The 21,293-nt window shown below is 50.7% G+C and carries 23 protein-coding genes; 9 read left to right on the top strand and 14 right to left on the bottom strand.

All coding sequences use genetic code 11. The features are described 5' to 3' along the window. The first annotated feature begins 139 nt into the window (after positions 1-139). Positions 140-1,039: an SDR family oxidoreductase gene (locus WFJ73_RS01705; protein ID WP_336771300.1), complete on the top strand. Its 900-nt coding sequence runs from the start codon at positions 140-142 to the stop codon at positions 1,037-1,039. Here WFJ73_RS01705 and WFJ73_RS01700 read toward each other — a convergent pair. The 4 genes from WFJ73_RS01700 to WFJ73_RS01685 form a co-directional block, all read right to left on the bottom strand. Beyond that, a complete protein-coding gene (locus tag WFJ73_RS01700; RefSeq protein WP_336771298.1) occupies positions 1,023-1,598 on the bottom strand; it encodes a DUF1697 domain-containing protein in 576 nt (191 codons plus the stop codon). The genes WFJ73_RS01705 and WFJ73_RS01700 overlap by 17 nt on opposite strands. A gap of 3 nt (positions 1,599-1,601) precedes the next feature. Next, on the bottom strand, positions 1,602-3,425 hold the full coding sequence (locus WFJ73_RS01695; RefSeq protein WP_336771296.1) for an ABC transporter ATP-binding protein: 1,824 nt from the start codon (positions 3,423-3,425) through the stop codon (positions 1,602-1,604). 28 nt (positions 3,426-3,453) lie between these two features. After that, positions 3,454-3,879, bottom strand: coding sequence for a MarR family winged helix-turn-helix transcriptional regulator (locus WFJ73_RS01690; protein ID WP_336771294.1), 426 nt, complete (start codon positions 3,877-3,879; stop codon positions 3,454-3,456). Between the two features lie 100 nt (positions 3,880-3,979). Next, on the bottom strand, positions 3,980-4,723 hold the full coding sequence (locus WFJ73_RS01685; RefSeq protein ID WP_336771292.1) for a phytanoyl-CoA dioxygenase family protein: 744 nt from the start codon (positions 4,721-4,723) through the stop codon (positions 3,980-3,982). A gap of 149 nt (positions 4,724-4,872) precedes the next feature. Here WFJ73_RS01685 and WFJ73_RS01680 point away from each other — a divergent pair, with 149 nt between their 5' ends. Next, on the top strand, positions 4,873-5,658 hold the full coding sequence (locus WFJ73_RS01680; protein WP_336771290.1) for an AraC family transcriptional regulator: 786 nt from the start codon (positions 4,873-4,875) through the stop codon (positions 5,656-5,658). On the opposite strand, the gene WFJ73_RS01675 is transcribed toward WFJ73_RS01680, so the two are convergent. Further along, positions 5,632-5,856, bottom strand: coding sequence for a hypothetical protein (locus WFJ73_RS01675; RefSeq protein WP_336771288.1), 225 nt, complete (start codon positions 5,854-5,856; stop codon positions 5,632-5,634). The two genes, WFJ73_RS01680 and WFJ73_RS01675, sit on opposite strands and share 27 nt — an antisense overlap. Here WFJ73_RS01675 and WFJ73_RS01670 point away from each other — a divergent pair. Next, positions 5,851-6,306, top strand: a complete 456-nt coding sequence (locus WFJ73_RS01670) for an exosporium glycoprotein BclB-related protein (protein ID WP_336771286.1) — start codon at positions 5,851-5,853, stop codon at positions 6,304-6,306. The two genes, WFJ73_RS01675 and WFJ73_RS01670, sit on opposite strands and share 6 nt — an antisense overlap. A gap of 41 nt (positions 6,307-6,347) precedes the next feature. Here WFJ73_RS01670 and WFJ73_RS01665 read toward each other — a convergent pair whose 3' ends face one another. Both WFJ73_RS01665 and WFJ73_RS01660 read right to left on the bottom strand, forming a co-directional pair. Next, on the bottom strand, positions 6,348-7,322 hold the full coding sequence (locus tag WFJ73_RS01665; protein WP_336771284.1) for a glycoside hydrolase family 43 protein: 975 nt from the start codon (positions 7,320-7,322) through the stop codon (positions 6,348-6,350). Positions 7,323-7,505: 183 nt separating this feature from the next. After that, the gene (locus WFJ73_RS01660) at positions 7,506-8,432 is read right to left on the bottom strand and encodes an NADP-dependent oxidoreductase (RefSeq protein ID WP_336771282.1); all 927 of its coding nucleotides are present in this window, start codon (positions 8,430-8,432) and stop codon (positions 7,506-7,508) included. 139 nt (positions 8,433-8,571) lie between these two features. Here WFJ73_RS01660 and WFJ73_RS01655 point away from each other — a divergent pair, with 139 nt between their 5' ends. The 3 genes from WFJ73_RS01655 (at position 8,572) to WFJ73_RS01645 (ending at position 13,280) form a co-directional block, all read left to right on the top strand. Further along, positions 8,572-9,015 carry a MarR family winged helix-turn-helix transcriptional regulator gene (locus WFJ73_RS01655; RefSeq protein WP_336771280.1) on the top strand — a complete coding sequence of 148 codons (444 nt, stop codon included), beginning with the start codon at positions 8,572-8,574 and terminating at the stop codon, positions 9,013-9,015. A gap of 19 nt (positions 9,016-9,034) precedes the next feature. Beyond that, positions 9,035-12,310 (top strand): DEAD/DEAH box helicase, encoded by a 3,276-nt coding sequence (locus tag WFJ73_RS01650; RefSeq protein ID WP_336771278.1) that lies wholly within the window; start codon positions 9,035-9,037, stop codon positions 12,308-12,310. A 142-nt stretch (positions 12,311-12,452) separates the two neighbouring features. Then, positions 12,453-13,280, top strand: coding sequence for an alpha/beta fold hydrolase (locus tag WFJ73_RS01645; protein WP_336771276.1), 828 nt, complete (start codon positions 12,453-12,455; stop codon positions 13,278-13,280). Here WFJ73_RS01645 and WFJ73_RS01640 read toward each other — a convergent pair. Beyond that, positions 13,232-13,990, bottom strand: a complete 759-nt coding sequence (locus WFJ73_RS01640) for an MBL fold metallo-hydrolase (protein WP_336771274.1) — start codon at positions 13,988-13,990, stop codon at positions 13,232-13,234. The genes WFJ73_RS01645 and WFJ73_RS01640 overlap by 49 nt on opposite strands. 122 nt (positions 13,991-14,112) lie before the next feature. Here WFJ73_RS01640 and WFJ73_RS01635 point away from each other — a divergent pair, with 122 nt between their 5' ends. After that, on the top strand, positions 14,113-14,544 hold the full coding sequence (locus tag WFJ73_RS01635; RefSeq protein ID WP_336771272.1) for an Lrp/AsnC family transcriptional regulator: 432 nt from the start codon (positions 14,113-14,115) through the stop codon (positions 14,542-14,544). Between the two features lie 37 nt (positions 14,545-14,581). Here the strand turns inward: WFJ73_RS01635 and WFJ73_RS01630 are convergent, their stop codons facing one another. From WFJ73_RS01630 to WFJ73_RS01610, 5 genes are read right to left on the bottom strand one after another with little or no spacing between them, the layout of a single operon-like run. Next, the gene (locus WFJ73_RS01630; RefSeq protein ID WP_336771270.1) at positions 14,582-15,298 is read right to left on the bottom strand and encodes an ABC transporter ATP-binding protein; all 717 of its coding nucleotides are present in this window, start codon (positions 15,296-15,298) and stop codon (positions 14,582-14,584) included. A gap of 2 nt (positions 15,299-15,300) precedes the next feature. Further along, positions 15,301-16,533 (bottom strand): hypothetical protein, encoded by a 1,233-nt coding sequence (locus WFJ73_RS01625; RefSeq protein ID WP_336771268.1) that lies wholly within the window; start codon positions 16,531-16,533, stop codon positions 15,301-15,303. 13 nt (positions 16,534-16,546) lie between these two features. After that, complete coding sequence (locus WFJ73_RS01620; RefSeq protein ID WP_336771266.1) at positions 16,547-17,827, bottom strand: hypothetical protein; 1,281 nt, start codon at positions 17,825-17,827, stop codon at positions 16,547-16,549. Then, positions 17,827-18,600: a hypothetical protein gene (locus WFJ73_RS01615; protein WP_336771264.1), complete on the bottom strand. Its 774-nt coding sequence runs from the start codon at positions 18,598-18,600 to the stop codon at positions 17,827-17,829. The genes WFJ73_RS01620 and WFJ73_RS01615 overlap by 1 nt, the downstream gene beginning before the upstream one ends. A gap of 51 nt (positions 18,601-18,651) precedes the next feature. Beyond that, complete coding sequence (locus WFJ73_RS01610) at positions 18,652-19,023, bottom strand: GntR family transcriptional regulator (protein WP_336771262.1); 372 nt, start codon at positions 19,021-19,023, stop codon at positions 18,652-18,654. A gap of 146 nt (positions 19,024-19,169) precedes the next feature. On the opposite strand from WFJ73_RS01610, the gene WFJ73_RS01605 reads away from it, so the two are divergent. Next, positions 19,170-19,820: a GntR family transcriptional regulator gene (locus WFJ73_RS01605; protein ID WP_336771260.1), complete on the top strand. Its 651-nt coding sequence runs from the start codon at positions 19,170-19,172 to the stop codon at positions 19,818-19,820. A 151-nt stretch (positions 19,821-19,971) separates the two neighbouring features. Then, positions 19,972-20,727: a tyrosine-protein phosphatase gene (locus tag WFJ73_RS01600; protein ID WP_336771258.1), complete on the top strand. Its 756-nt coding sequence runs from the start codon at positions 19,972-19,974 to the stop codon at positions 20,725-20,727. 34 nt (positions 20,728-20,761) lie between these two features. Here the strand turns inward: WFJ73_RS01600 and WFJ73_RS01595 are convergent, their stop codons facing one another. Continuing rightward, positions 20,762-21,226 (bottom strand): hypothetical protein, encoded by a 465-nt coding sequence (locus WFJ73_RS01595; RefSeq protein WP_336771256.1) that lies wholly within the window; start codon positions 21,224-21,226, stop codon positions 20,762-20,764. Positions 21,227-21,293 lie beyond the last annotated feature (67 nt).

Below are 21,293 nucleotides of genomic sequence, written 5' to 3'. Positions count from 1 at the left end.
AAATTACTCCTTTATCAGAAAAGTAATTGAATCTGCCTTAATGTATGCCAATACCCAGGGTTTGGTATAGGCAACCGTACACCTTCCCTGGAATAGGTGAATATCCTATAAGCAAACTTTTCTGTTTTGGAGGACCAACATGATTCCCATTTATCCTTATTACAGCCAGGAAACCAAGTGCAAGCAGGTACCGGTGACCTTCCCGCCGCAGCATCAGGACCGGCAGCCCGGCCTGGAATATCTCATGAATCCGACTCCGATCTCGGATAACCCGGAATACAAGGGCAGCGGCAAGCTGAAAGGCAAGGTTGCGATCATTACAGGCGGCGACAGCGGGATTGGCCGCGCCGTTGCGATCGGATTTTCGAAGGAAGGCGCGGATGTCTCAATCGTTTATTTGTACGAACGCGAAGACGCGCTTGCAACCAAGCAGATGGTAGAGCAATACGGAGGGCGCTGCCTGCTGATCGAAGGCGATCTTAGAAAGCCGGATTTTTCCGCAGAAATTGTGCAAAAAACAATCGGGCACTACGGCTGTCTGGACATCCTAGTCTTGAATCAAGCCGTACAATTCCCGCAAAAATGCATTCTGGACATTTCTAACGAGCAGCTTGAGGATACGTACAGGACAAATATCTTTCCTCACTTTTATTTGACGAAAGCTGCGCTTCCCTACCTGAAGGCCGGGAGCTCCATTATTAGCACGGCATCCGTTACGGCCTATGCCGGAGCACCGCTGCTGGTTGATTACTCCTCCACGAAAGGAGCCATCGTCTCCTTCACCCGTTCCTTGTCTCTTCAGCTCGTAGGCTGCGGCATACGCGTAAACGCCGTTGCCCCAGGTCCGATCTGGACGCCGCTTATCGTATCCAGCTATTCCGCTGAATACGTCAAAACCTTTGGCCTGGAGACGCCGATGAAACGCGCCGGCCAGCCGTTCGAGCTAGCGCCTACTTATATTTATCTCGCATCCGACGATTCCTCGTTTGTTACCGGTCAAGTCCTGCATGTGAACGGCGGAGTCATGACGGAGACGTAGACGATTCCATCCCGTCCGAAAGCGTTACTAGCTTGTTAATCGTGTTCCAGTTGCGGACGGTGGAATGCACGCCCAGCTTCTCCGCTTTTACGGCAAGCTTGGAATTGCGCACCGTTTGATAGAACAGCAAATACAGATCCCGTCCCTTGCTGCCGAATAGCTCCTCCGCCGTTTCGAACGACCGGAGCTTATCGAGCTGCTCGGCTGCCGGCTCTTCCAGCATCATCGACACATACAGGTATTCCCCCTGCGTCGTGGCTGCCGCCGCCGCAAGCTGTTCTTCGGTAAACGGACAGCTTGCGGCGATAACCCGCAGCTCCTCCGCTGTCCGCATAATGACCTTGATCGATAGACCGAACACCGTTTCAATCCGTTGCTCGATCCGGCTGCGCAGCACAGCCTCATTCTCTTCCGACTTGAATAAGATATTGCCGCTCTGAATATACGTCTGAACATCCTGTAATCCGATAGCGGTTAATGCCTCGCGCAAGTCTGCCATCTTGATTTTGTTTTTCCCGCCGACATTAATGCCTCGCAGCAACGCAATATTTACGGTCATTGGTCATTGTTCCTCCTTCATCCTCTCAAACTGCTTCGCGTGCAGGTCCCTGTATACCCCGTTATGCTGAAGCAGCTCTTCATGCCTGCCTTTTTCCACAATTGTTCCGTCCTGCACGACCAGTATTTGATCGGCCGCCATAATGGTGGACAACCGATGCGCAATCACGATACTTGTCTTATTCTGCAGCAGGACGCTCATTGCCTTCTGGATATAGTACTCCGATACCGTATCAAGCGAGGATGTCGCTTCATCCAGAATAATAATGGCCGGATCTTTGAGCAGCACCCTCGCAATGGAAATCCGCTGTTTTTCCCCGCCAGAAAGCTTCATCCCCCTGTTGCCTACAACCGTGTCGTAGCCGTCCGGCAGCTCCATAATGAAATCATGGATATAAGCCGCCTTGCATGCCTCCTGCATTTCCTCTTCCGAGGCTTCGTCATTGGCATACATCAGATTTTCCCGGATCGTCCCGTTAAACAAATAACTGTCCTGAGTGACCAAGCCAATCTGCGACCGGAGCGACTCCAGCGTCATATCCTTGATATCCGTTCCGCCAATGCGGATACGGCCCGAGCTGCGCTCATAGAGCCGCGGCAGCAGATTCGTAATGGTCGTCTTTCCCGCCCCGCTTGGACCAACAAGAGCTGTCATTGTCCCTGATTCGGCCATAAACGAGATTTTTCTAAGAGCGGGTTTGTCTTTCTGATAAGCAAAGCTTACATCCTCAAAAACAATATTCTGCCCGGATATATTCTCCGGCAGCGCTTCCGGCTTATTGACGATAACCGGCTCCATATCGAAATAGTCGAAGATTCGTTCAAACAAAGCGATCGAGCGGTTAATATCGACGTACAGATTCGTCATTTGGCCAAACGGTCCGTAAATCCGTCCAAGCAAAGCAACAAAGCTGATAATTTCCCCGACCGAAATTTCGCCTTGAATATATAAGTATCCGCCATACAAGTAAATGAGCATCGGTCCAATCGTTGTAAACGTGGACAGCAGCATCATAAACCAGCGGCCGGCCATTGACTCCCTGATCTGCAGACGGGTGGATTCGGCATTCACGGCCTTAAAGCCTTCGTATTCCTTCCGCTCCTTCGTGAACAGCTTCATGAGCAGATAGCCGCTAATGCTAAGCGTTTCCTGAATAATATGGTTCTGCTCGGACATCTTCTCCTGTGTTTCTTTGGCGATTTTCCAGCGGACACGACCCATTTTGCGAGTTGGAAATAGAAACAGGGGAACAACAACCATCCCGAGAATAGCCAGCTTCCAGTTCATGACGAACAATGTTCCAAGCGTTGTCGCAAGAATAAACAGGTTGCTCGCAAAATTGACGACGGTGCTGTTGAATACCCCCTGAATGCCGGAAATATCGCTTGTCATTCTCGTAATGACTTCGCCCTGCTTCACGTTGGAATAGAACTGCATGGGCATCTTTTGCAGATGCCGGTACATCTGGTTTTTCATATCGTATACGATATTTTGCGAAATATAGGAATTGAGATAGCTCTGCAGCACGCCGAGCAGGCCGGACGCAACGGTTGCGGCAAGCGATATAAGCACCAGCTCCAAGAGCAGCCTCATATCTTTATTCGGTAGCGCATCGTCCACGATATGCTGGATAAAAATAGGCGGCAGCAGCCCCAATCCCGAGGAAAGAAGCAAAATAAACAATACAACTACGGTTTGTTTCCAGTAAGGGACAAAATAAGCGGAGATGCGGACGAGCATCGCCTTTGTAATATTCGGCTTCGCTCCATCATCGAATTTCATCTTGTTAAAGCCCATTCCCCCTGGACCTCCGTACATTCTGGACATCGGAACCCCTTCTTTCTTAATCGTCCGCTTAGAGATGGCTCAGGATCTGCTGATGAAGCTTATGCAGCTTATCGACATCATCCGGAGGCAGGTTCTCAAGCGCGCTGCTTAAGGCTTTATAAGAAGCCGCCTCCTGATTGTACAGCTCGCACAGCTCTTCGCCGGCGGGTGTAATAAACAGCTGGATCTCTCTCCGGTCCTGCTCGGAAGGCTCCCTTACGATAAGCCCCTTCAGGGCAAGCTGGTCAATATGAACGCTGACCCGGCTTTTGGCGAATACCAGCTTCTCCGTCAGCTCCTTCTGCTTTTGCCCCGGGTTCAGCCGGACCGACTCCAGAATATTGATCTGATGCACGGTTAAGCCGAGGTTAGCCGCACTGTGAAAAGCCAGCTTCTTCAGTTGGCGGGTAATCCGGAAAAAGGACTGGTAAATATCCATTGCATCTGCTGCCATCTTCTTAAACACCTTCTTAGTTATCATTGTAAACCGTTACGGTTGTAAACTAATTATACGCAAAAAGAAGAGAGCCTGCCAGCTCTCTTCTTTCGTGCGCTTAATATAATGGATATTTCTGGCGCAAATCCTCCCGGTGAAGCACATGGGAGTCCTCGCGGATGTAATGGCATACATAGGATCGGCGCCAGCGATCCTTGCTCCGGTTTTTTCCCGACGAATGGATAAGCAGCTCGCTGAAAAACAAAATATCTCCTTTCCCCATCACAACCGGAATCTGTTTGCTTGTATCCACGCCTTCCGTTTCCTCGGTCCAGGGCTCATGCTCCTCGATGTTTTTGACCGAGCCATGCGGCAGCAGTCCAAGCCTATGGGTACCCGGCATTACCCACAAGCAGCCATTCTCGATATCGATCAGATCCTCCATCGCCGTCCATGCGGCAATCATCGTCATCGGATCATTCTTGATGTAGTAGTAATCCTGGTGGGCAGCCTGTCCCGGCGAGCCTGGCTCTTTGTAGAAATACATGCTTTGCACGCATACCGCTTCTTTGCCCATCAGTTGCGCAAGCGCTCCGCGGACAAGAGCATGCTTCATCAGCTGTCTGGACATGCTGTCATGCTTATGGGAGTTAAAGAGACGCAGCGAATATTTCTTCGACTCCTCGCAAGCCGCCCACTCCGGCACCTGCGGCTGGTTCCTGATATCGTAAATGTGTCCGTTAAAGGCATCGATCAAATCGCTGGACATACCTTTCTTCCATAACAAATATCCGTTCTCTCTGAAAAAGGAAATCTGTTCATCCGTAAGGGGAGTAAGCGGATCCGTATAAGTCGTATTCACAAATCATTCTCCTTTTTGATTCATTTTGCTCGAGCGATACACTCATCGTACTCCCCTTACCCGATCCGGACAATGGCTGCGAATTACACAATTGTATCTGTGATTGATATTCTTGCACCTTGGATTTACAATCAGTCTGAGGTGATTTTATGCATGTAGCATCAGCCGTAGCCGGCTCCGTCGTCTACCCGCCGGGAGGCAAATTCGGTTCGCGTATCCAGCAGGATTTTCAGCTTGTGATGCTGTATACGGGAGAGATGACCGTTACAATCGATGGCCGTGAGCTCCATGTCCAGCCCGGGCATGTCGTACTGCTGCTGCCCGGACGTGAAGAGCAGTTTGTCTTCTCGAAAACCGAGGATACCTGGCATCGCTGGATTGCGGTACATGTGCCGGAGCTTGCGGAACAGACCCGGGAATCCTTTCGGCTGCTGCCGGAATGTCTTCCGCTTACCGAAGAAATGAACCGGCTTACGGATCTCCTGCTCCGTCTTCAGCGGGATGCTCTGCCAACCGACCCCGTCATGCAGCAGCTTGGACTAGCCGCCTTGCATTTGTATCCGATTGAATCCAGACGGTCTTTGGAGCAAAAGGAGAAGCATCCGGCGATTTATGCGGCATTAGCATGGATTCACGAGCATTTCGCCGAAGATGTGACTTTAAAAGAAATTGCGGCTGCCTCAAACGTCTCTCCCGAGCATCTGGCAAGACTATTTAAGCAATATGAGCAGACTACGCCCTTCCAATATCTATGGAGCTACCGTATTCAGAAAGCGGTAGAATTGCTCAACAATACAGGTCTTACCGTTACGGAGATTGCTCAGCGCTGCGGCTTTAAGACCTCCCATCATTTCGCAAGGCAGCTTAAGCAAGCTACCGGCCGGACCGCCTCCGAGATCCGGCAATTATCATGGAGCGGTCTGCGTAAGGCTTAAATCGGATGCTTCCAACGCCTGCGCCGGTAAAAGCAGCCCTTCGAGATAGGTTTTATTATGTTGGACGGACGGATGATCCGGACGATAGGCGCGTGCGATTTCATTATGCTCGTAGGCTTTCAGCCACTCCCCAAGCTTGTCATAACAGACGCAGAGCTGCAGATGAGGCAGCCAGGTTGAGCAAGAAGTATTTTGCATGGACCATGCCTCATCCTGCCTTGGCGCCCGCAAAGCGGATTCATACCAGAAAGCGGCACAATTGACTTGACCGGAGCCGCAGGTCTACTCCTGAACATGGCATTCTCAGCGCCGCGTACCGGAACGATTACCTCGTTGGCTGCTTACTTCAGTACAACTGAAGCCTTAACTCTGGTAGACTCGACAGTAACCGTTACAGCCCAGCTCTTCGAATCCGCAACGCCAAACAATACGTTTACGGCTGTGCCGGGCGCCTTGGTAACCTTAAGTCCGGCTCTGACCGGGGTTCTGGCGCTTGGTACGATTTCTTCCGGCTTGACTACCGGACTCTCTATTCCCGTGACGGCCGGTACGCGACTGCTCCTTGTCTTCTCGGCTTCCGTCACGGCAGGGCTGGATGTCGCAACTACCGTTGAAGGCTATGCAAGCGCGGGATTAACCATCTTATAGCAATGAAAAAAGCACGGAGCCATGGCTCCGTGCTTTTCCTATTAGTTGTTGTAAGGATCAATCGTTTGAATCGTGCCGTCTTCGTTATACTTCAGCTCGGTAAACTTCACGCTACGCTTATGGTCAACGCCGCCTGAAAGCGATGCATCATGATAGAATAGGTACCACTTATCTTGGAATTCCACGATGGAATGGTGGGTTGTCCAGCCGATAACCGGCGTGAGAATAGTACCCTTGAAAACAAAAGGTCCTTGCGGATTGTCGCCAATGGCATACACAAGCTTATGAGTCGAGCCCGTCGAATACGACAGATAGTACTTGCCGTTGTATTTGTGCACCCACGGTCCTTCGAAATAACGGCGGTCTTCGTCGCCTGCAAGCAGCGGATTGCCTTCCTCGTCCACGATGGAAATCTCTTTCGCCTCGGATTTGAAGGTCAGCATGTCGTCGCTCAGTTCCGCTACGCGTGGTCCAAGAGCAGGTCCTTTTACATCCGGATCAGCGGCGTCGGCAACAAATTCGCCAGTTGTCCACTTCTCCAGCTGTCCGCCCCACAGACCGCCGAAATACATATAGGCACGATTATCTTCATCTACGAGAACGGCGGGATCGATGCTGAAGCTGCCGGGAATATAGTTTTCTTCTGCCTTGAAAGGCCCCGCCGGAGCTTGGCTTGTAGCTACGCCAATCCGGAAAATGCCTTCTTTATCTCTAGCCGGGAAATACAAGTAGTAGGTATTGTTCTTGAATGCGGCATCCGGTGCCCACATTTGCTTGGAAGCCCATGGCACATCTTTTACATGAAGAGCTTCGCCGTGATCGACGCACGGTGAATTCGCGTCATCCATGGACAAAATGTGATAATCCTCCATCTGGTATTGGTCGCCGTTATCGTTAGTCGGGCCGTCGTGATCGAGGTCGTGGGAAGGATAAATATAAATTTTACCTTCGAATACATGCGCAGAAGGATCTGCCGTAAAAATATGCGTTACGATTGGTTCATTTGGTTTGGACATGTGCTTAATCTCCTTTTCGCGCATAACTGGTACCATTCTAATACACCTTTTTCATTCTATCTTTATTCAGCCGACGTTAAACTACATAAATTAAAGAACATTGCTTGTAAAATTAAGATTTCCGCGCAAAAAAACCGTGCAATCGTTGGATTGCACGGTTTTTTACCAGTTTTTGTACAACTATTATTTTCCCATATCGAGTACGATACGCCCGCGGCCATGTCCCGCTTCCGAGATGATATGAGCTTCGCGTGTCTCTCTCAATGGAAATACTGCCTGAACTTGCGCGTGAACGGCACCTGTGCCGATCAGCTCCGCAATATCCGCTAAATCCTGCTTGGATGCCAGCGCTGAACGAAGAACGCGTACGCCCTCCTGCTGTCCCCGCTCTATTGGAGGCTGACCTGTTAGGGTAAGCAAAGCCCCTCCCGGCTTGATAAGCTGCCAAGATCGTTCAAGCGTAACTCCTCCAATCGTATCCAGCATAAAATCCACTTCCCGCTCCAGCCCTGCTTCAAAAGGACCGGCCGTATAATCAATGGCATGATCTACGCCAATCGATCGAATAAAATCCATATTCGAAGGGCTCGCCGTTCCTATAACATTGGCCCCTTTCCATTTGGCGAACTGGACGGCGAACAAGCCTACTCCGCCACCCGCACCATGAATAAATACGCGGTCCCCGGCCTTGATGCCCGCGTTGTTGATCGCAGACCAGGCCGTTGTTGCTCCTCCGGAAATCGTGGCCGCTTGAGCAAAACTGATGGAGGAGGGCTTAAGCGCAAACGAATCCTCCAGAGCCGTTGTATACTCCGAATAGGTCCCGTTTGTGCTCCTTCCGAATACCTCCTGCCCGGCTACAAGCCCGGTCACTCCCGGACCCGCGCTTTCGATTACACCGGCAAAAGCCGTTCCCGGAGTGACGGGGAATTTGACAGGCATCGGAAATAATCCTTTGCGGATTTTCCAATCCACGGGAAGTACTCCAGCCGCCGCAATCCGGATCAGCACCTCCCCTTCCTGCGGAACCGGCTTTGGCGCCTCCTCCAGCTGAAGCACCTCGGGTCCCCCAAATTGATAATAACGGATGGCTTGCATCGTTTGAGCCATAGGAATAAGCCCTCCTTATTGGAATGTCATGCGGAATCGTGTAAAATCAAAATACGGAATGAACACATATTGAGTATACTCACTAATTATTCGATAAGTAGACTATAAGAATTCATGTATCAAAAGTCAAGGAGGAACTATGGCAGCATCCGATACAACCATACCATCCGCCGGCCACCTGCTGGAAACGCTGCTTCGGACTACCCACCGGCTGCATCTCCGGTTCGAAGCCCAATTATCTGCCTTCGAAGTACCGGAATATTTGTCCGGGCCTAGGCTGCGCTTTCTTGTATCCGTAGAAGAAGCCGGACAAATCCGGATGAGCGATATCGCCGCAAAGCTTGGCATTAAGCCGCGTACCGTTACGCAATTCGTGGATGCGCTTGAGCAGGAGAAGCTGATTGTCCGACTGCCTGACCCGGAAGACCGCCGGGCTACTTATATCCAATTGTCCGATATAGCGCCTCCGCTCATTCAACAAGCGCGGCTTGCGATGAGCGAGTCGGCAGACATGGTTCTCGCTTCGATATCGCCGGAGGAACGCGGCGAGCTGATGCGTTTGCTGCAACAACTGAGCGAGTAGCCGGAAAGGATTACTGCTAATGAGCTTTCAATATACCGATGATGATGTCCGGGTATTATGCGGCCGGTTCGCCTTCGAGGAAGGGGAATCCATCTGGCAGGCGGGCGGGGTGACGATATTGCGGTATGACCCGGACAAGCCGTTCTGCGAAGCCAATGTCCGGACCAACCGCGATCTGATTGTGACGGCCACCCGCATCCGCGGAGAAATCGTGGCAACCTGCACCTGCCCGGACTTTGATCCCGAAGATAAATATTGCGAACATGTCGCAGCCATGCTGCTGCATCTGTTGGAGGTGCCTGAGCTGCCCGAAGAAGCGCTTAACCTGGCCCGCATCTCGGCAAGTGACCAGCTGCTGTCGTCCAGCATATTGGACTTATTCGGCAGCCGCGAACGGGGACAGTCTGCGCTTCTTGGCAGTACGCGATATGTAAGAGACACCCGCATACCCGTTGAGATTCAGTTCACCTGCGTGATTTTCTCGAGCGGTTACCGGAACTACCGGATAGGAATCGAGCTTCGCACGGGACTTGGCAGGCTTTACGTCGTGCCGGATATCCGCGCTTTTATCGAAGGAATAGCTTTGAACGTCACTCGCACCTTCTCCAAGCAGTTTACGTTTAATCCTGCCGAGCATCGTTACCGAAATGAAGATTACGCCTTGCTGGGCGAATTAGCCCGGATCAGCAGGAACGAAGCGCTTTATCAGGAAGAGGCGGCGCCTTTAAACGGGAAGACTCGCGGCAAGCCAAACAACCGGATGCTGATGATCCCTCCTGCGGATTGGCCAACCGTGCTGCCTCTGCTTGCGGCTTGTCCTTCCGTGCTGGTTGATCAGGAGGGCGCCGTTACCGCCGGCCTGCAAATAAACGAGGAAGCTTCCCCTATCCGATTCGAATTTGGCGAGCAGGACGAAGCGGGCTTTCAGTTGAACGTTGAAGGTTTGGACAAGATCACCGTCTTAACCGCCTACAACATGGTATTAAGCGAAGGCCGGATGAAGCAGCTTCCAGAAGCCTCGTGCAAACAGCTGGCCGATTTCAAAAATATGCTGGATGCTTCGCACCGTCAGCATGTCGTCATCTCGCCGGAACAGATCGAGCCTTTTATGGAGAAGGTCGTCCCCGAGCTGATGAAGCTTGGTAAGGTAGAAGTGACCCGAAGCGTATCGGAAAAAATCGTGCAAACTCCCCTGCAAGCAAGGCTCTATCTGGACCGGATCAGGGACAGACTGCTCGCCGAGCTGGAGTTTCAATACGGGGATATCAAGATTAACCCGCTTGCAGCTTATACGGACTACAAGACCGAGGACCGGATCCTTCTCAGGGATGGAGACCGGGAAAATCAGATCCTCGATATGATGGAGCAAAGCGGCTTTATTACGACGGAGCTTGGCTACTACATGCAGGATGAGGAAAGCGAATACGAATTTCTAAGACATACCATTCCGAAGCTGGGGAAGCTGCTGCAGGTTCATGCCACCTCGGCCGTTAAGACGCGGATCGTTGTCCCGAATACTCCGCCATTGCTGAAGGTTGAAGTGGACGAGAGAACCAACTGGCTGGAATTCAAGTTCGAGTTGACCGGCATTTCCGACGACGAGATCCGCAGCGTTCTTCGCTCTATCGTGGAGAAGCGCCGATTCCACCGGCTGCAGGAAGGCGCGCTGCTGCCGCTCGATGGCAAGGAATACGAAGCCATTAAGAGGATAATTAACGAGACGGGCTTTCTCCGTACGGACCTGAATCAATCCGTCTTCCGTATCCCGGTGGCGCGTGGACTCCATCTCGGGGATTTCGAGAATGAAGGAAGAACCATTCAGCTCGGCAAATCGCTGCGCAAGCTGCTGGCTCATATCCGCAACCCGGATCACCTGGAATTTGAAGTACCGGCCACGCTGCGGCATGTGCTAAGGGACTATCAGTCCTATGGCTTCCAATGGATGAAGACGCTAGCCCATTACCGGTTCGGCGGCATTCTGGCGGACGATATGGGACTTGGCAAAACCATTCAAAGCATTGCGTTCCTTCTCTCCTGCCTTCCGGAGATCCGGGAACAGGAACAGCCCGCTATTATCGTTACGCCGGCATCCCTTATGTACAACTGGCTTAGCGAGCTGAAGAAATTCGCTCCGGAAATCCAAGTGGTCATCGCGGACGGAACAAGGCCGGAAAGAGCGGCCAAACTCAGGTCTCTGAATGGAATCGACGTCGTTATCACGTCGTACCCGCTGCTGCGCAGGGATATCGAGCTGTATGTCCAACGCTTCTACCATACGGTTATCTTGGACGAAGCGCAGGCGTTCAAAAATCATACGACTCAAACCGCGCAGGCCGTAAAAGCCTTGCAGGCAAAGAACCGTTTCGGGTTAACCGGTACTCCTCTTGAAAACAGAGTCGAGGAGCTATGGTCCATCTTTGGCGCCGTGTTCCCCGAGCTGTTCCCTGCCCGCAAGGTTTTCTCCGACCTGCCGAGGGAAAACATCGCGCGCCGTGCGCGCCCCTTCCTGCTTCGCCGCCTGAAATCCGACGTGCTGAAGGAGCTGCCGGAGAAAATCGAGACCCTGCAGGCGACCAGTCTGCTGCCGGAGCAGAAGAAGCTGTACGTCTCCTATTTGGCCAAGCTGCGTACGGAAACCGTCAAGCATCTGGATAATGACCGGAGCTTCAAGCAGAACCGGATTAAAATTTTGGCCGGCCTGACCCGGCTGCGCCAAATCTGCTGCCATCCGGCGTTATTTATTACCGATTACGAAGGCAGCTCCGCCAAGTTCGAGCAGCTGTTCGAAATCGTTGAGGAATGCCGCAGCACCGGCAAACGGATGCTGATCTTCTCGCAGTTCACCGAGATGCTGGGTCTCATCAGCAAAGAACTGGTCCGCCAGGGTATCTCTTATTTCTATCTCGACGGCAGTACCAAAGCGGCCGAGCGGGTAGAGCTATGCAACCGGTTCAACGACGGGGAGAAGGACATCTTCCTCGCATCGCTTAAAGCGGGCGGAACAGGACTTAACTTGACCGGTGCCGATACCGTTGTTTTGTATGATTTATGGTGGAACCCTGCCGTAGAGCAGCAAGCAGCTGACCGGGCTCACCGGATTGGACAAACCAAGGTGGTTCAGGTTATCCGGCTGGCCGCCCACGGCACGGTCGAAGATAAGATGTACGCGCTCCAAGAGCGGAAGAAAAATATGATCGACGACATTATCCGGCCCGGTGAAGAGCAGCTGTCTTCGCTTACCGATGCGGATATCCGCGAGATTTTGGCGATTGGAGCCGATGAACGGGATTTGTAAGAAGGATGTTATAGTTACAAACAATGGCTGTGCAACTATCTAAGTACAGCCGTTGTTTTATTCCGACATGACTGCCATGACTGCCGCGTAAGTTAAAAGGATCTATTAAAATTACCGATTCCGACTATAGGGGGAAATATCGATGATTTCTTTAGGACAGAAGGTTGTCCGACTAGGAAAAAGAGAGTTTAACTACTACATAACCGGCAATGAGGACAAGGAAACGATCGTCATGCTGCATGCCGCTTTTGCTGACCACACTTTATTCCAAGAGCAAATCCCGGATCTGATTGAGCATTACCGGCTTATCGTTCTTGATCTGCCAGGACACGGTGTCAGCGCGGGAGCTAAATCCAAGCTCACCATGCAAGACATGCCGGACATCATCAGCCGTATTCTGGCAGACAACCGGATCGCATCCTGCCATCTGCTTGGCGTCTCCCTTGGCTCGCTGGTCGCGCAGGCTTTTGCTGAGCGATATCCCCATCTGGTACAGTCCGTCATCATCGTTGGAGGTTACTCCATTCATAAAGCCAATAAGCGGGTCCGCAAAGAACAGCAGGCCGAAGGGCTGAAATGGATTGGATACATCCTATTCTCCATGACCAAATTCAAGCAATATGTCTTGAACGTCTCTTGCGCTACCGAACAAGGGCGCACTCTGTTTGAACAGGGAATCCGGCACTTCCGGCGCCAGTCCTTTCAGGCGTTGAGCGGCATGGGCTCCTTTTTTACGGAGAAAACAGAATCCATGCCTTACCCGATGCTTCTTATTCTCGGAGAATTTGACCGGAAGCTGATCCATGATGCCGCCGAGGAGCTTCATCGGCTGGAGCCGCATTCACAGCTCGTGATCCTTCCGGCTTCGGGTCATTGCGCCAACGCGGATGCGCCGGAAGCTTTTAACCGGACCATCCGGCATTACTTGTCTAACGTTAGCCGCTGCCCGTCCGCAGGAATTAGAACCTGACCAAGCAGCCCTGCAGCGCTTAACGCTTCCGCGAGAACATCTCTTGTCACCAGACAATGATTGATCGTATCCATATGAACGGCAACCACCTTCGCAGACGGTGCATAACGGCATACCCGGATGACATCCTCCGTATTCATCGTAATGGGATCGCCAAAGGCAAATTGCGCCCCGCCCGCGTTCACCACCGAAACATCCGGCTTGAAAGCATCCAAAACATGCTTTACTTCATCACACCAGATGGTATCGCCTGCGATATAAAGGGTCGGCTCGCCTTCCGCCTGAAGAACAAAGCCGGATACCTGACCCATTCTTTTGCCGATCTCTCCCGTCCCATGCCGACCGCTTGTTCTTGCGATTGTTATCCCTTTATACGATACGGATTGCCCGACTTCCGTTACATTAGCAAATTGCTGGCCCATGATCGTTGCCCCATCCCCCGGCTGACAGAACAGAGGCGTCGACTTCGGCAGGGTCTCTATCGCGGCGGCATCCCAATGGTCGGGATGGAGGTGGCTGACGAGAATAACATCGGGCTGCAGCAGCTTTTCCGTGGAAAAAGGCAGCGGAACAAGCGGGTTGCGCCGGTCATTCGTTGCATTCATAATCGGCGGATTTACGCCGGCTTCGCTAAACATCGGATCAACGAGAAACTGTACTCCCGCATAGTCCAGCCACAGCGTGGCATGCCTAATAAGTTGAATGTTCATATTTGCATCCCTCATTTCTAATCGTCTCTGATACAATTATAAAATAAGCCGCGTCGCGCACGAATAACCTCGTGAAACGATATAGCCGCTTTTATTTTCATAATGAAAGGATTTCTTCCGACATGTTAAGCTCATACGGAATTGACGATATCGACAGACAAATATTAAGCTGCCTGATTGCGGATGCCAGCCAGTCTCACAAATCTATCGGGGAGCAGGTCCATATGACCGGCCAGGCCGTAGGCGCCCGCGTCCGCAAGCTTCAGGATCTTGGCATCATTGAAGGCACAACGGTCAATTGGAACCCCGAGAAAATCGGCTTGACCGTCCTTGCCTTTGTCACCGTCTTTTTAGCATCCAATACGGCACATCAGGCGTTCCAGCAATTCGCGGGCAGCAGCAGTCAGGTTGTCGAGGTTCACCGCGTAAGCGGCGAAGGCTGCTATTGGATGCGCGTGCGCGTCGGCTCGCAGCTGGAGCTGACAAGCTTTCTCGACGAACTGCTTGGCTACGGCAACTATAAGGTAAGCTTGTCTATTGGGCAGATGAAGTAAAAAAAGGAGCCGCGTCTCGCAACGCTGCTCCTTATCTTTATTCCAGTACGCTTTTATAACGGTCCGGGCGGTAGCCTGCTGTTTCCGCCATGATAGCGGCAAGCTCCTTGCCCTGCTCCCGCAGGTCATCCATGTACAGATCCGCTTCAATACGGCCTCTGGACATAATGAGCGCGCGGTCGATAACCGTCTCGATCTCGTCAAGATGATGGGTAACGATCAGGATCGTCTCATCCCCCTTCAAATTGCCGATCATCAGCTTCAGGAAGTCCCGCCGCGTAAACATATCTTTGCCGAGGAACGGTTCATCCATCAGAATGTATTTGGCGCCTTTCGCCATCCCCGCGCTGATCTCCAGCTTGGATTTCTGACCTCTCGAGAAAGTACGAATTCTCTTATCGGGTTCCAGCTCGTAAAACTTCAGCAGCTTATGATAATACGCAAGGTCAAATTGCGGGTAAAAAGCGGAGAGAAATTCCGCATACTGAACCGGTGTCAGCTTCGGAATGTAGCTTCCCTCTTCGGTTATATACGCAATCTGATCATACTGCTCCTCTACAGGTCGGCCGTTCAGCAAAATGTCCCGATGCTGGACCTCACCCAGTCCCATAATCGCTTTGAGCAGCGTGGTTTTCCCGCTTCCGTTCTCGCCCAATACGCCAACAATCTCGCCGCTCGGAATGGTCAAATCCCGGACATGCAGGATAGGTCTGGCATCGCCGAATGTTTTCTCTACGTAATTTAATTCAAGCATGGCTATTCCCCCTTTCCTCGCTCAAGCTTCAGATGGTCGAATAAACGATAGTCGTAGAGCTGGAGATCATGAGAGGTTCCTTCCGGCCAGTTAAAGGTATTAACCCGGTCATCGTTCAAATCCGATACCAGCTCGCCTTCGTAAAGAAGCTGATTCGCCTTATACACTCTTATCATTAAATGAATCGGCAGGTAGCCATCAAACCGATCCTCTGGTCTAGGTTCCGTAAACGTATAAAGCAGATACAGCCTTCCACCCAGGTATTGCATGTTCATCCGGCTGCGATAGTAATCCTTCCAGGTGCTTGCATAGTCCAGATTGGTTGTATCCACCAGCTGCATCCCGTTTTGGAAATCGATACTCCATACCGTTTTGTGATAAAAGGTATTATAATCCGTTTGAATGGAATTGTTCTGAAAGACAAGATTCAAAACTTTATCATTGGAATAGACCTCATATTGATCCGAATACACGCTGCCCGATGGATCAAGCCTGATATTGCCAAGCATCTTCCCGCTTTCCGGATCATAACCTCTCACGACGACATGCCCGTTCTCCTTCAATATAAGCGCAAGCTTGTCGCCCGCTGCCGTAAGTCCAAGCACGGCAAGCGAGGCACTCTCTTTATTCTGATCCAGACTGAATTCCGTCACCGTCCGGGTCATTCCTTCCTCTGCGAAAGAAAGCTCGTAAATGCCGTTTGTGCCCGTACTTTCTGCGGTGGTAGGCACGGTAAAGTACAGATGGTCTCCAAGCTTTGCGAGTCCGTATTCCAGCGAATTGGAGTAGTTGCCGTCCGCGTTCGCTTTCGCAATATTCGCATAGACAAGCGAGGACTTGCCGTTATTCTTAACATTTAACACATTCTTGTCGGTATACAAAACGTAAAACGCGCCGTCTCCGTGTACTTCATACTCCAGATTGTCTATCCTTTTTTTGCCCCCGTTAACGTACTTGTAATGATCCGGCAGAAGTAGAGGAGGATCGTACACCTCGGTATGCTTCGTTAATTTCCCCTTGTCTATCTCAAACGCTGTGCTGGCGTACTGGTCGCTAATATCTCCGGAGATTCTTATCGGGTCAATTGCCGACCGGTCGCCAAAATGATCTTTTATATATAAGGTCCCCGCATTCTGATGGGCATGGTTCAGCCAAGAAAAGATTCCAATCAGCAGGATGGCTAATATGCCTACGGGAATGGCAAGATGACGGGATAGCTTCCGGACAATCATCATGGTACATCCCTCCTTATTCCGCTGGCCGGATTGAAATATGGTCAAATTCCCTGTTATACATTGGATTATAGTCGTAACTGGTTGCCAGGAGTTCGACCCTGTTGCTGTCCTGGTTCCTGTCCGTGACAAGCTCGCCTTCATACTCAAGCTTTGCTGCCTTGTAGACTCGTATCATCAGATGTTTAGGCCGGGCGATATCAAACACAATATCGCTTTCATCCTTTGTTTCCGTTGACTGATAGATGACATACAGCTTGCCATTAATATAGTGAATGCTTTTCATGTTGCGTAAGTTGGACTCCATATCATCCGGGTAGCTGACGGCAGTTTCGTCCAGCAGCTTTACTCCGTCCGCAAGATCAAAGCTCCAAATCGTTTTGCGCACTTGTCCTTGGTCCGGACTGCTCATAAACGCCACGCTCAGCCTGCTGCTGTCGGAATCCGAATAAGCTTCATAAGATTCATAGAACGAACGGCCTTGGGCCTTATCGGATCCCGAAATCGAAAAGCCGCTTATGGCCGCTTCCCCTAACTGCTCTCCGCTCTTGCTATCGTAGCTCCGGATCACCAGCTTATGATCCTCCTCCAGCACTAAAGCAAGCTTATCGCCAACCGCTTCAAGTCCAAGCACCTGTATTTCAGAAGAGCCGTCTCCCTTGTTTTTATCCAGGCTGAAGGTGGCAAGGGCCTCCGATGCCGGCAATTGATTTTTGTACTCCCTGCCGTCAATAAAATGTAATCGATAGATTCCGCTTGTACCGATATAGCTGTTTGTCGAGGGAACCACGAAATAGTACTGGTCTCCAATCTTGGCCAGCCCGTATTCGAGCCGGTTCGTGTAAGTGGCACTATTATCGCTTCTCGGCTGATTGCTCTCATCATACTCGGTAATATTCGGATGTACCGATGCTTGCCGATAGGATCCTGGATCGTCTGGATCTCTAGCCACGATCGAGTCCGGCGAAAAGAGGTTGTCAAATTTCCATTTCCCTTTTACCTTATCGGGCTGAACGCTGTTGTACCAAACCGCCCGTGGCGGATCAAACAACTTCGTATCCGTCGTTACCTCTCCGTTAGCCAGATTAAACAAGGTACTGTGAAAACCGTCTCCGAGTTCTCCGCTGATTGTCACATCAGACAACGCCGCTTGGTCTCCCTCATGATCCTTTAAATAAAAGACTCCGTTATCCCTGTCCGCATGAACCTGCATGAATTGCGACGCAATCAGAAGCAGCGCCAGGATGAATACCGGAAGAGCCGCATGGCGCGATATTTTTTTCCCTAAACGCAGCATCAGGCGATAACTCCTTTCCGGACCAGCCTCATGCCGTGCCAGATGAAGAAACCGCTCAAGAGAAACAGGGCTATGCTATACGCATACAGCTTTGCCATCGTCCAATCCAAATTCGGCGCTTCAATCTGAGCATTCAGAATATGCCTCATGATCCACCCTGCGGCAATGACGAGAATGATGTACCAATGCCGTCTGCCGCGTTCGCACAGGAACGCGTAATAAAGTCCGGTTGCCAGGCTTACGAGTATGCTGACCGAAGCCACCCAGCCGCTGATGCTTACGGGCAATAACAGCTTCAGGAAATTAGAACGGATAAATGCGAGAAACAACCCGTTATGCATCACGAACCTGCCGTCCGCATAGCTGCCGATATGACTCGCATACGCCGAGTACCCCCAGCGGATCGCCAGCAAATGTCCGGCAAAAAGCAGCAGCAGCCCGATCATAAAGGATAACAGATTGCTCCAGTAAAACGCCTCGCGCTTTACCGGAAGAGTCAAGTACGTATAAATGCTTTTGCTTCCCCAATATGCGTTGTACTGCTTCACGATAAAATAAACGCAAAATACGGCAATAAACACGAACAACGCCGTCTTGCAGCCGGATGTAGCATACAAGCTCTCGAATCTTGGATGAACGGAATTTTCGTTTAATTTCTCAGCCGCGGATTGCAGCAGAAGATATGGCGTAACGATCATCCCCGCCGTCAGAATCAACAATACGGGCAGCATGGATGCAAATTGAATATTAAGCAGCCGGTACAAACCTTTCACTTGCCAGCACCTCCTGTATTAATCGACTAATACAATCACTGTATAAAAAACTTATTCCCACAACTCCGTTAGAAGCTCCACGGTTTTCTTGAACGAGAGATTCGCTTCCTTGGCTTCCGCGATAAACGCCGCCACCATTTCCTTGGTCAGCTCGGTTTCGATCCGCCCGTATATCTCATCGTCCAGATAAATCACGCTTCCCGTGGTGCTGCTCGTTCGGACGTATCCTTCATCCTCCATCAGCTTAAACGCCTTCTGAACGGTATTCGGATTAATGTTCAGCTGCATCGCGATATCCCTTCTGGAAGGAAGCTTGTCGCCGGATACGGCCCATTTTAACAAAATACGCCGTTTCACATACAGGGCAATCTGCATATAAACCGGCATTTTATTATTCAGCTGCAAATCCTGAAACGTCAGCAATAACCCTCACCTGCTTCCTGCTATGACTGTATTATGGCAATAATACAATGAGTTGGCAAGGGACATTTGGAGGTTATCTTCCTCATTGCAGTATTTTCGAGACATTTGTTACTATTAAACTAAAAACAGATAAAGGAATAGATCATATGTCTTCTACTTCTCTGGAAACGATCGCTTATCGTGAAATTCGGGAGCGGATTATGCGCGCGGAATATATGCCCGGCTCCATGTTATCGGAAAATGAGCTTGCCGGACTGCTTGGCATGAGCCGGACCCCAATCCGTGCAGCTATCTCCTTGCTGGAACGGGAAGGACTTGTGGGAACCTTTCGCGGACGGGGAGTAATGGTTAAGGAAGTGTCCGCCCATGATTTTAGCGAAATGTATGAAGTTCTTGTCTCTATGCAGCTGTTCGCGCTGGACACGGCCTTAAAGCGCCAGCTTGCTTTCGATGTGGAAACGATGCGCCAATTGCTTGAGCAGCAGCAGCTGTCTATGGAGCAAAGCGATTACTACGGTTATTACAACCATACCCTGCTGTTTACCGAAACGATCCTCCGGACGATTCATAACGAAAGCATGCTGCAAATTATGGAGCTGTACCGCGGGCGGTATGTCTTCCATACCGTTGCTTACCGCAAAAAATATCCGCAATACCAGCCAAGCCGCTCCGTTCAAACGAACCGCCGGATTTACGAAGCGATTAAGAGCGGTGATATCGCAGCGGCCAAAGCCGCTGTCACGGAGCAATACGCCGATGTCCATGAGCAGTTCATTCTCGGCGGACTGATGAGATAGACGCGTAGACCGGAAGCCTTAATGGCCTCCGGTTTTTTATTTTTCATTTTACAAATATTCAACTTTACAATTACACACAACTTACATACAAGTTGCATACTTAACTCGTGCCAGATATTCATGTACTAATAGTCGGAGGTGTAAGAAATTCATGACAACTAACATTCAACACCCTCAAATGAACCGGGTTGTAAAGCTCGAGGGCGCTTATAATATGCGTGATTTAGGCGGGTACGAGACGAACGACGGTCAAATCACGCAATGGGGCCGGCTATACCGCGCGGATGGTCTTCATCGTCTGACTGACGCTGACCAACGACTCATTATGGATCGAAACGTACGGCTTATCGTCGATTTGAGGCATGAACAAGAGCTGGAGAAGGATCCGAACGTTTTCGCTGCTTCGCGGGATTTGATTTATCGCCATGTCAGTCTAATTAATCCGGCAACGCCGGATGTGACGCAGGTTCAAAGTCTCGGCGAGCTTTACGTCGATATGCTTGAGCATTCGCAGTCTCAGCTTCGCGAGGTATTCGGGCATCTGGCACAGAATACGGAGGAGGCCTCCATGTATCATTGCACGGCGGGCAAGGATCGGACAGGCGTCATCTCCGCACTGCTTTTGGACACCGTTCAAGTTCCGAACAACACAATCATAAACGATTACAGCTTGACGGCGGAATGCCTGGCTCCAATGATTAACGAAATGCGCCATAAGCATCTTGGCAGCGCGGATCCGGCAGCGGTGGAAATGTTCGAGCGCTTCATGGGCTCCGCCCCGGATAACATGGTGATGATGCTCAAACATCTGTACAGCAAATACGGTTCCGGCGAACAATACCTGCTCGCCATCGGCGTATCTGCTGAAGAGATAGCCGTGCTTAAGAGCAAATTGCTCGAAGAATAAGTCGATAAGTGAAAGACTGCTCATGCAGTCTTTTTTATTTGATTCTTAATCCTAAATTTTTTATCTGAATGTAATAGGTATTCTTTCCGTACCGGCCAACCTCCATAGTGTCCAAATCAACCAAGCCCCTGAGTAACGGAGGCAGTTCTCTCTCATCTATTATCCAATCCTCGACTGGCAGGATAACCGGAAAAGAAGCATTCGGATTTGGTGTATGGATAAAAAAAGCGTCATCGGTGGGGTCTTCACCATCTAGATAAACAAATGTTTGAAAAGGCAATGCTGCTGTCAGCTCCGATGCTTCTATCTTTTTTAACAATTTTATATAGTGTCGGACATGGATTCTTCTTTCTTTTGTATTTCTGCTCTTTCCCCAATTATCCAAATGCATATGCCACATGTAATACCAGGAGTTTACATCATTTAAATGATGCTCGAATTGCTCAACTCTTTGGTCCATCTTCCGGTAATACCGTCTTTTATCACGAAATTTCTTCATTCGCCCCCCACCCACCTTGGCTTACACCTCCCCTTAATTTGGGATTTATTTCAATTATGGAGAAAGC

This window comes from Paenibacillus sp. MMO-58, assembly GCF_037146255.1.
Taxonomy (GTDB): Bacteria; Bacillota; Bacilli; order Paenibacillales; family Paenibacillaceae; genus Pristimantibacillus.
Note: the sequence above shows the minus strand (reverse complement) of the source record. Positions and strands in the feature narration are given on the sequence as shown.

Excerpts from the sequence above, each read along its gene's own strand:
- WFJ73_RS01705 (WP_336771300.1), top strand. The coding sequence starts at position 140 with ATGATTCCCATTTATCCTTATTACAGCCAGGAAACCAAGTGCAAGCAG.
- WFJ73_RS01700 (WP_336771298.1), bottom strand. The coding sequence starts at position 1,598 with ATGACCGTAAATATTGCGTTGCTGCGAGGCATTAATGTCGGCGGGAAA.
- WFJ73_RS01695 (WP_336771296.1), bottom strand. The coding sequence starts at position 3,425 with ATGTCCAGAATGTACGGAGGTCCAGGGGGAATGGGCTTTAACAAGATG.
- WFJ73_RS01690 (WP_336771294.1), bottom strand. The coding sequence starts at position 3,879 with ATGGCAGCAGATGCAATGGATATTTACCAGTCCTTTTTCCGGATTACC.
- WFJ73_RS01680 (WP_336771290.1), top strand. The coding sequence starts at position 4,873 with ATGCATGTAGCATCAGCCGTAGCCGGCTCCGTCGTCTACCCGCCGGGA.
- WFJ73_RS01675 (WP_336771288.1), bottom strand. The coding sequence starts at position 5,856 with ATGCAAAATACTTCTTGCTCAACCTGGCTGCCTCATCTGCAGCTCTGC.
- WFJ73_RS01665 (WP_336771284.1), bottom strand. The coding sequence starts at position 7,322 with ATGTCCAAACCAAATGAACCAATCGTAACGCATATTTTTACGGCAGAT.
- WFJ73_RS01660 (WP_336771282.1), bottom strand. The coding sequence starts at position 8,432 with ATGGCTCAAACGATGCAAGCCATCCGTTATTATCAATTTGGGGGACCC.
- WFJ73_RS01655 (WP_336771280.1), top strand. The coding sequence starts at position 8,572 with ATGGCAGCATCCGATACAACCATACCATCCGCCGGCCACCTGCTGGAA.
- WFJ73_RS01650 (WP_336771278.1), top strand. The coding sequence starts at position 9,035 with ATGAGCTTTCAATATACCGATGATGATGTCCGGGTATTATGCGGCCGG.
- WFJ73_RS01645 (WP_336771276.1), top strand. The coding sequence starts at position 12,453 with ATGATTTCTTTAGGACAGAAGGTTGTCCGACTAGGAAAAAGAGAGTTT.
- WFJ73_RS01640 (WP_336771274.1), bottom strand. The coding sequence starts at position 13,990 with ATGAACATTCAACTTATTAGGCATGCCACGCTGTGGCTGGACTATGCG.
- WFJ73_RS01635 (WP_336771272.1), top strand. The coding sequence starts at position 14,113 with ATGTTAAGCTCATACGGAATTGACGATATCGACAGACAAATATTAAGC.
- WFJ73_RS01630 (WP_336771270.1), bottom strand. The coding sequence starts at position 15,298 with ATGCTTGAATTAAATTACGTAGAGAAAACATTCGGCGATGCCAGACCT.
- WFJ73_RS01625 (WP_336771268.1), bottom strand. The coding sequence starts at position 16,533 with ATGATGATTGTCCGGAAGCTATCCCGTCATCTTGCCATTCCCGTAGGC.
- WFJ73_RS01620 (WP_336771266.1), bottom strand. The coding sequence starts at position 17,827 with ATGCTGCGTTTAGGGAAAAAAATATCGCGCCATGCGGCTCTTCCGGTA.
- WFJ73_RS01605 (WP_336771260.1), top strand. The coding sequence starts at position 19,170 with ATGTCTTCTACTTCTCTGGAAACGATCGCTTATCGTGAAATTCGGGAG.
- WFJ73_RS01600 (WP_336771258.1), top strand. The coding sequence starts at position 19,972 with ATGACAACTAACATTCAACACCCTCAAATGAACCGGGTTGTAAAGCTC.
- WFJ73_RS01595 (WP_336771256.1), bottom strand. The coding sequence starts at position 21,226 with ATGAAGAAATTTCGTGATAAAAGACGGTATTACCGGAAGATGGACCAA.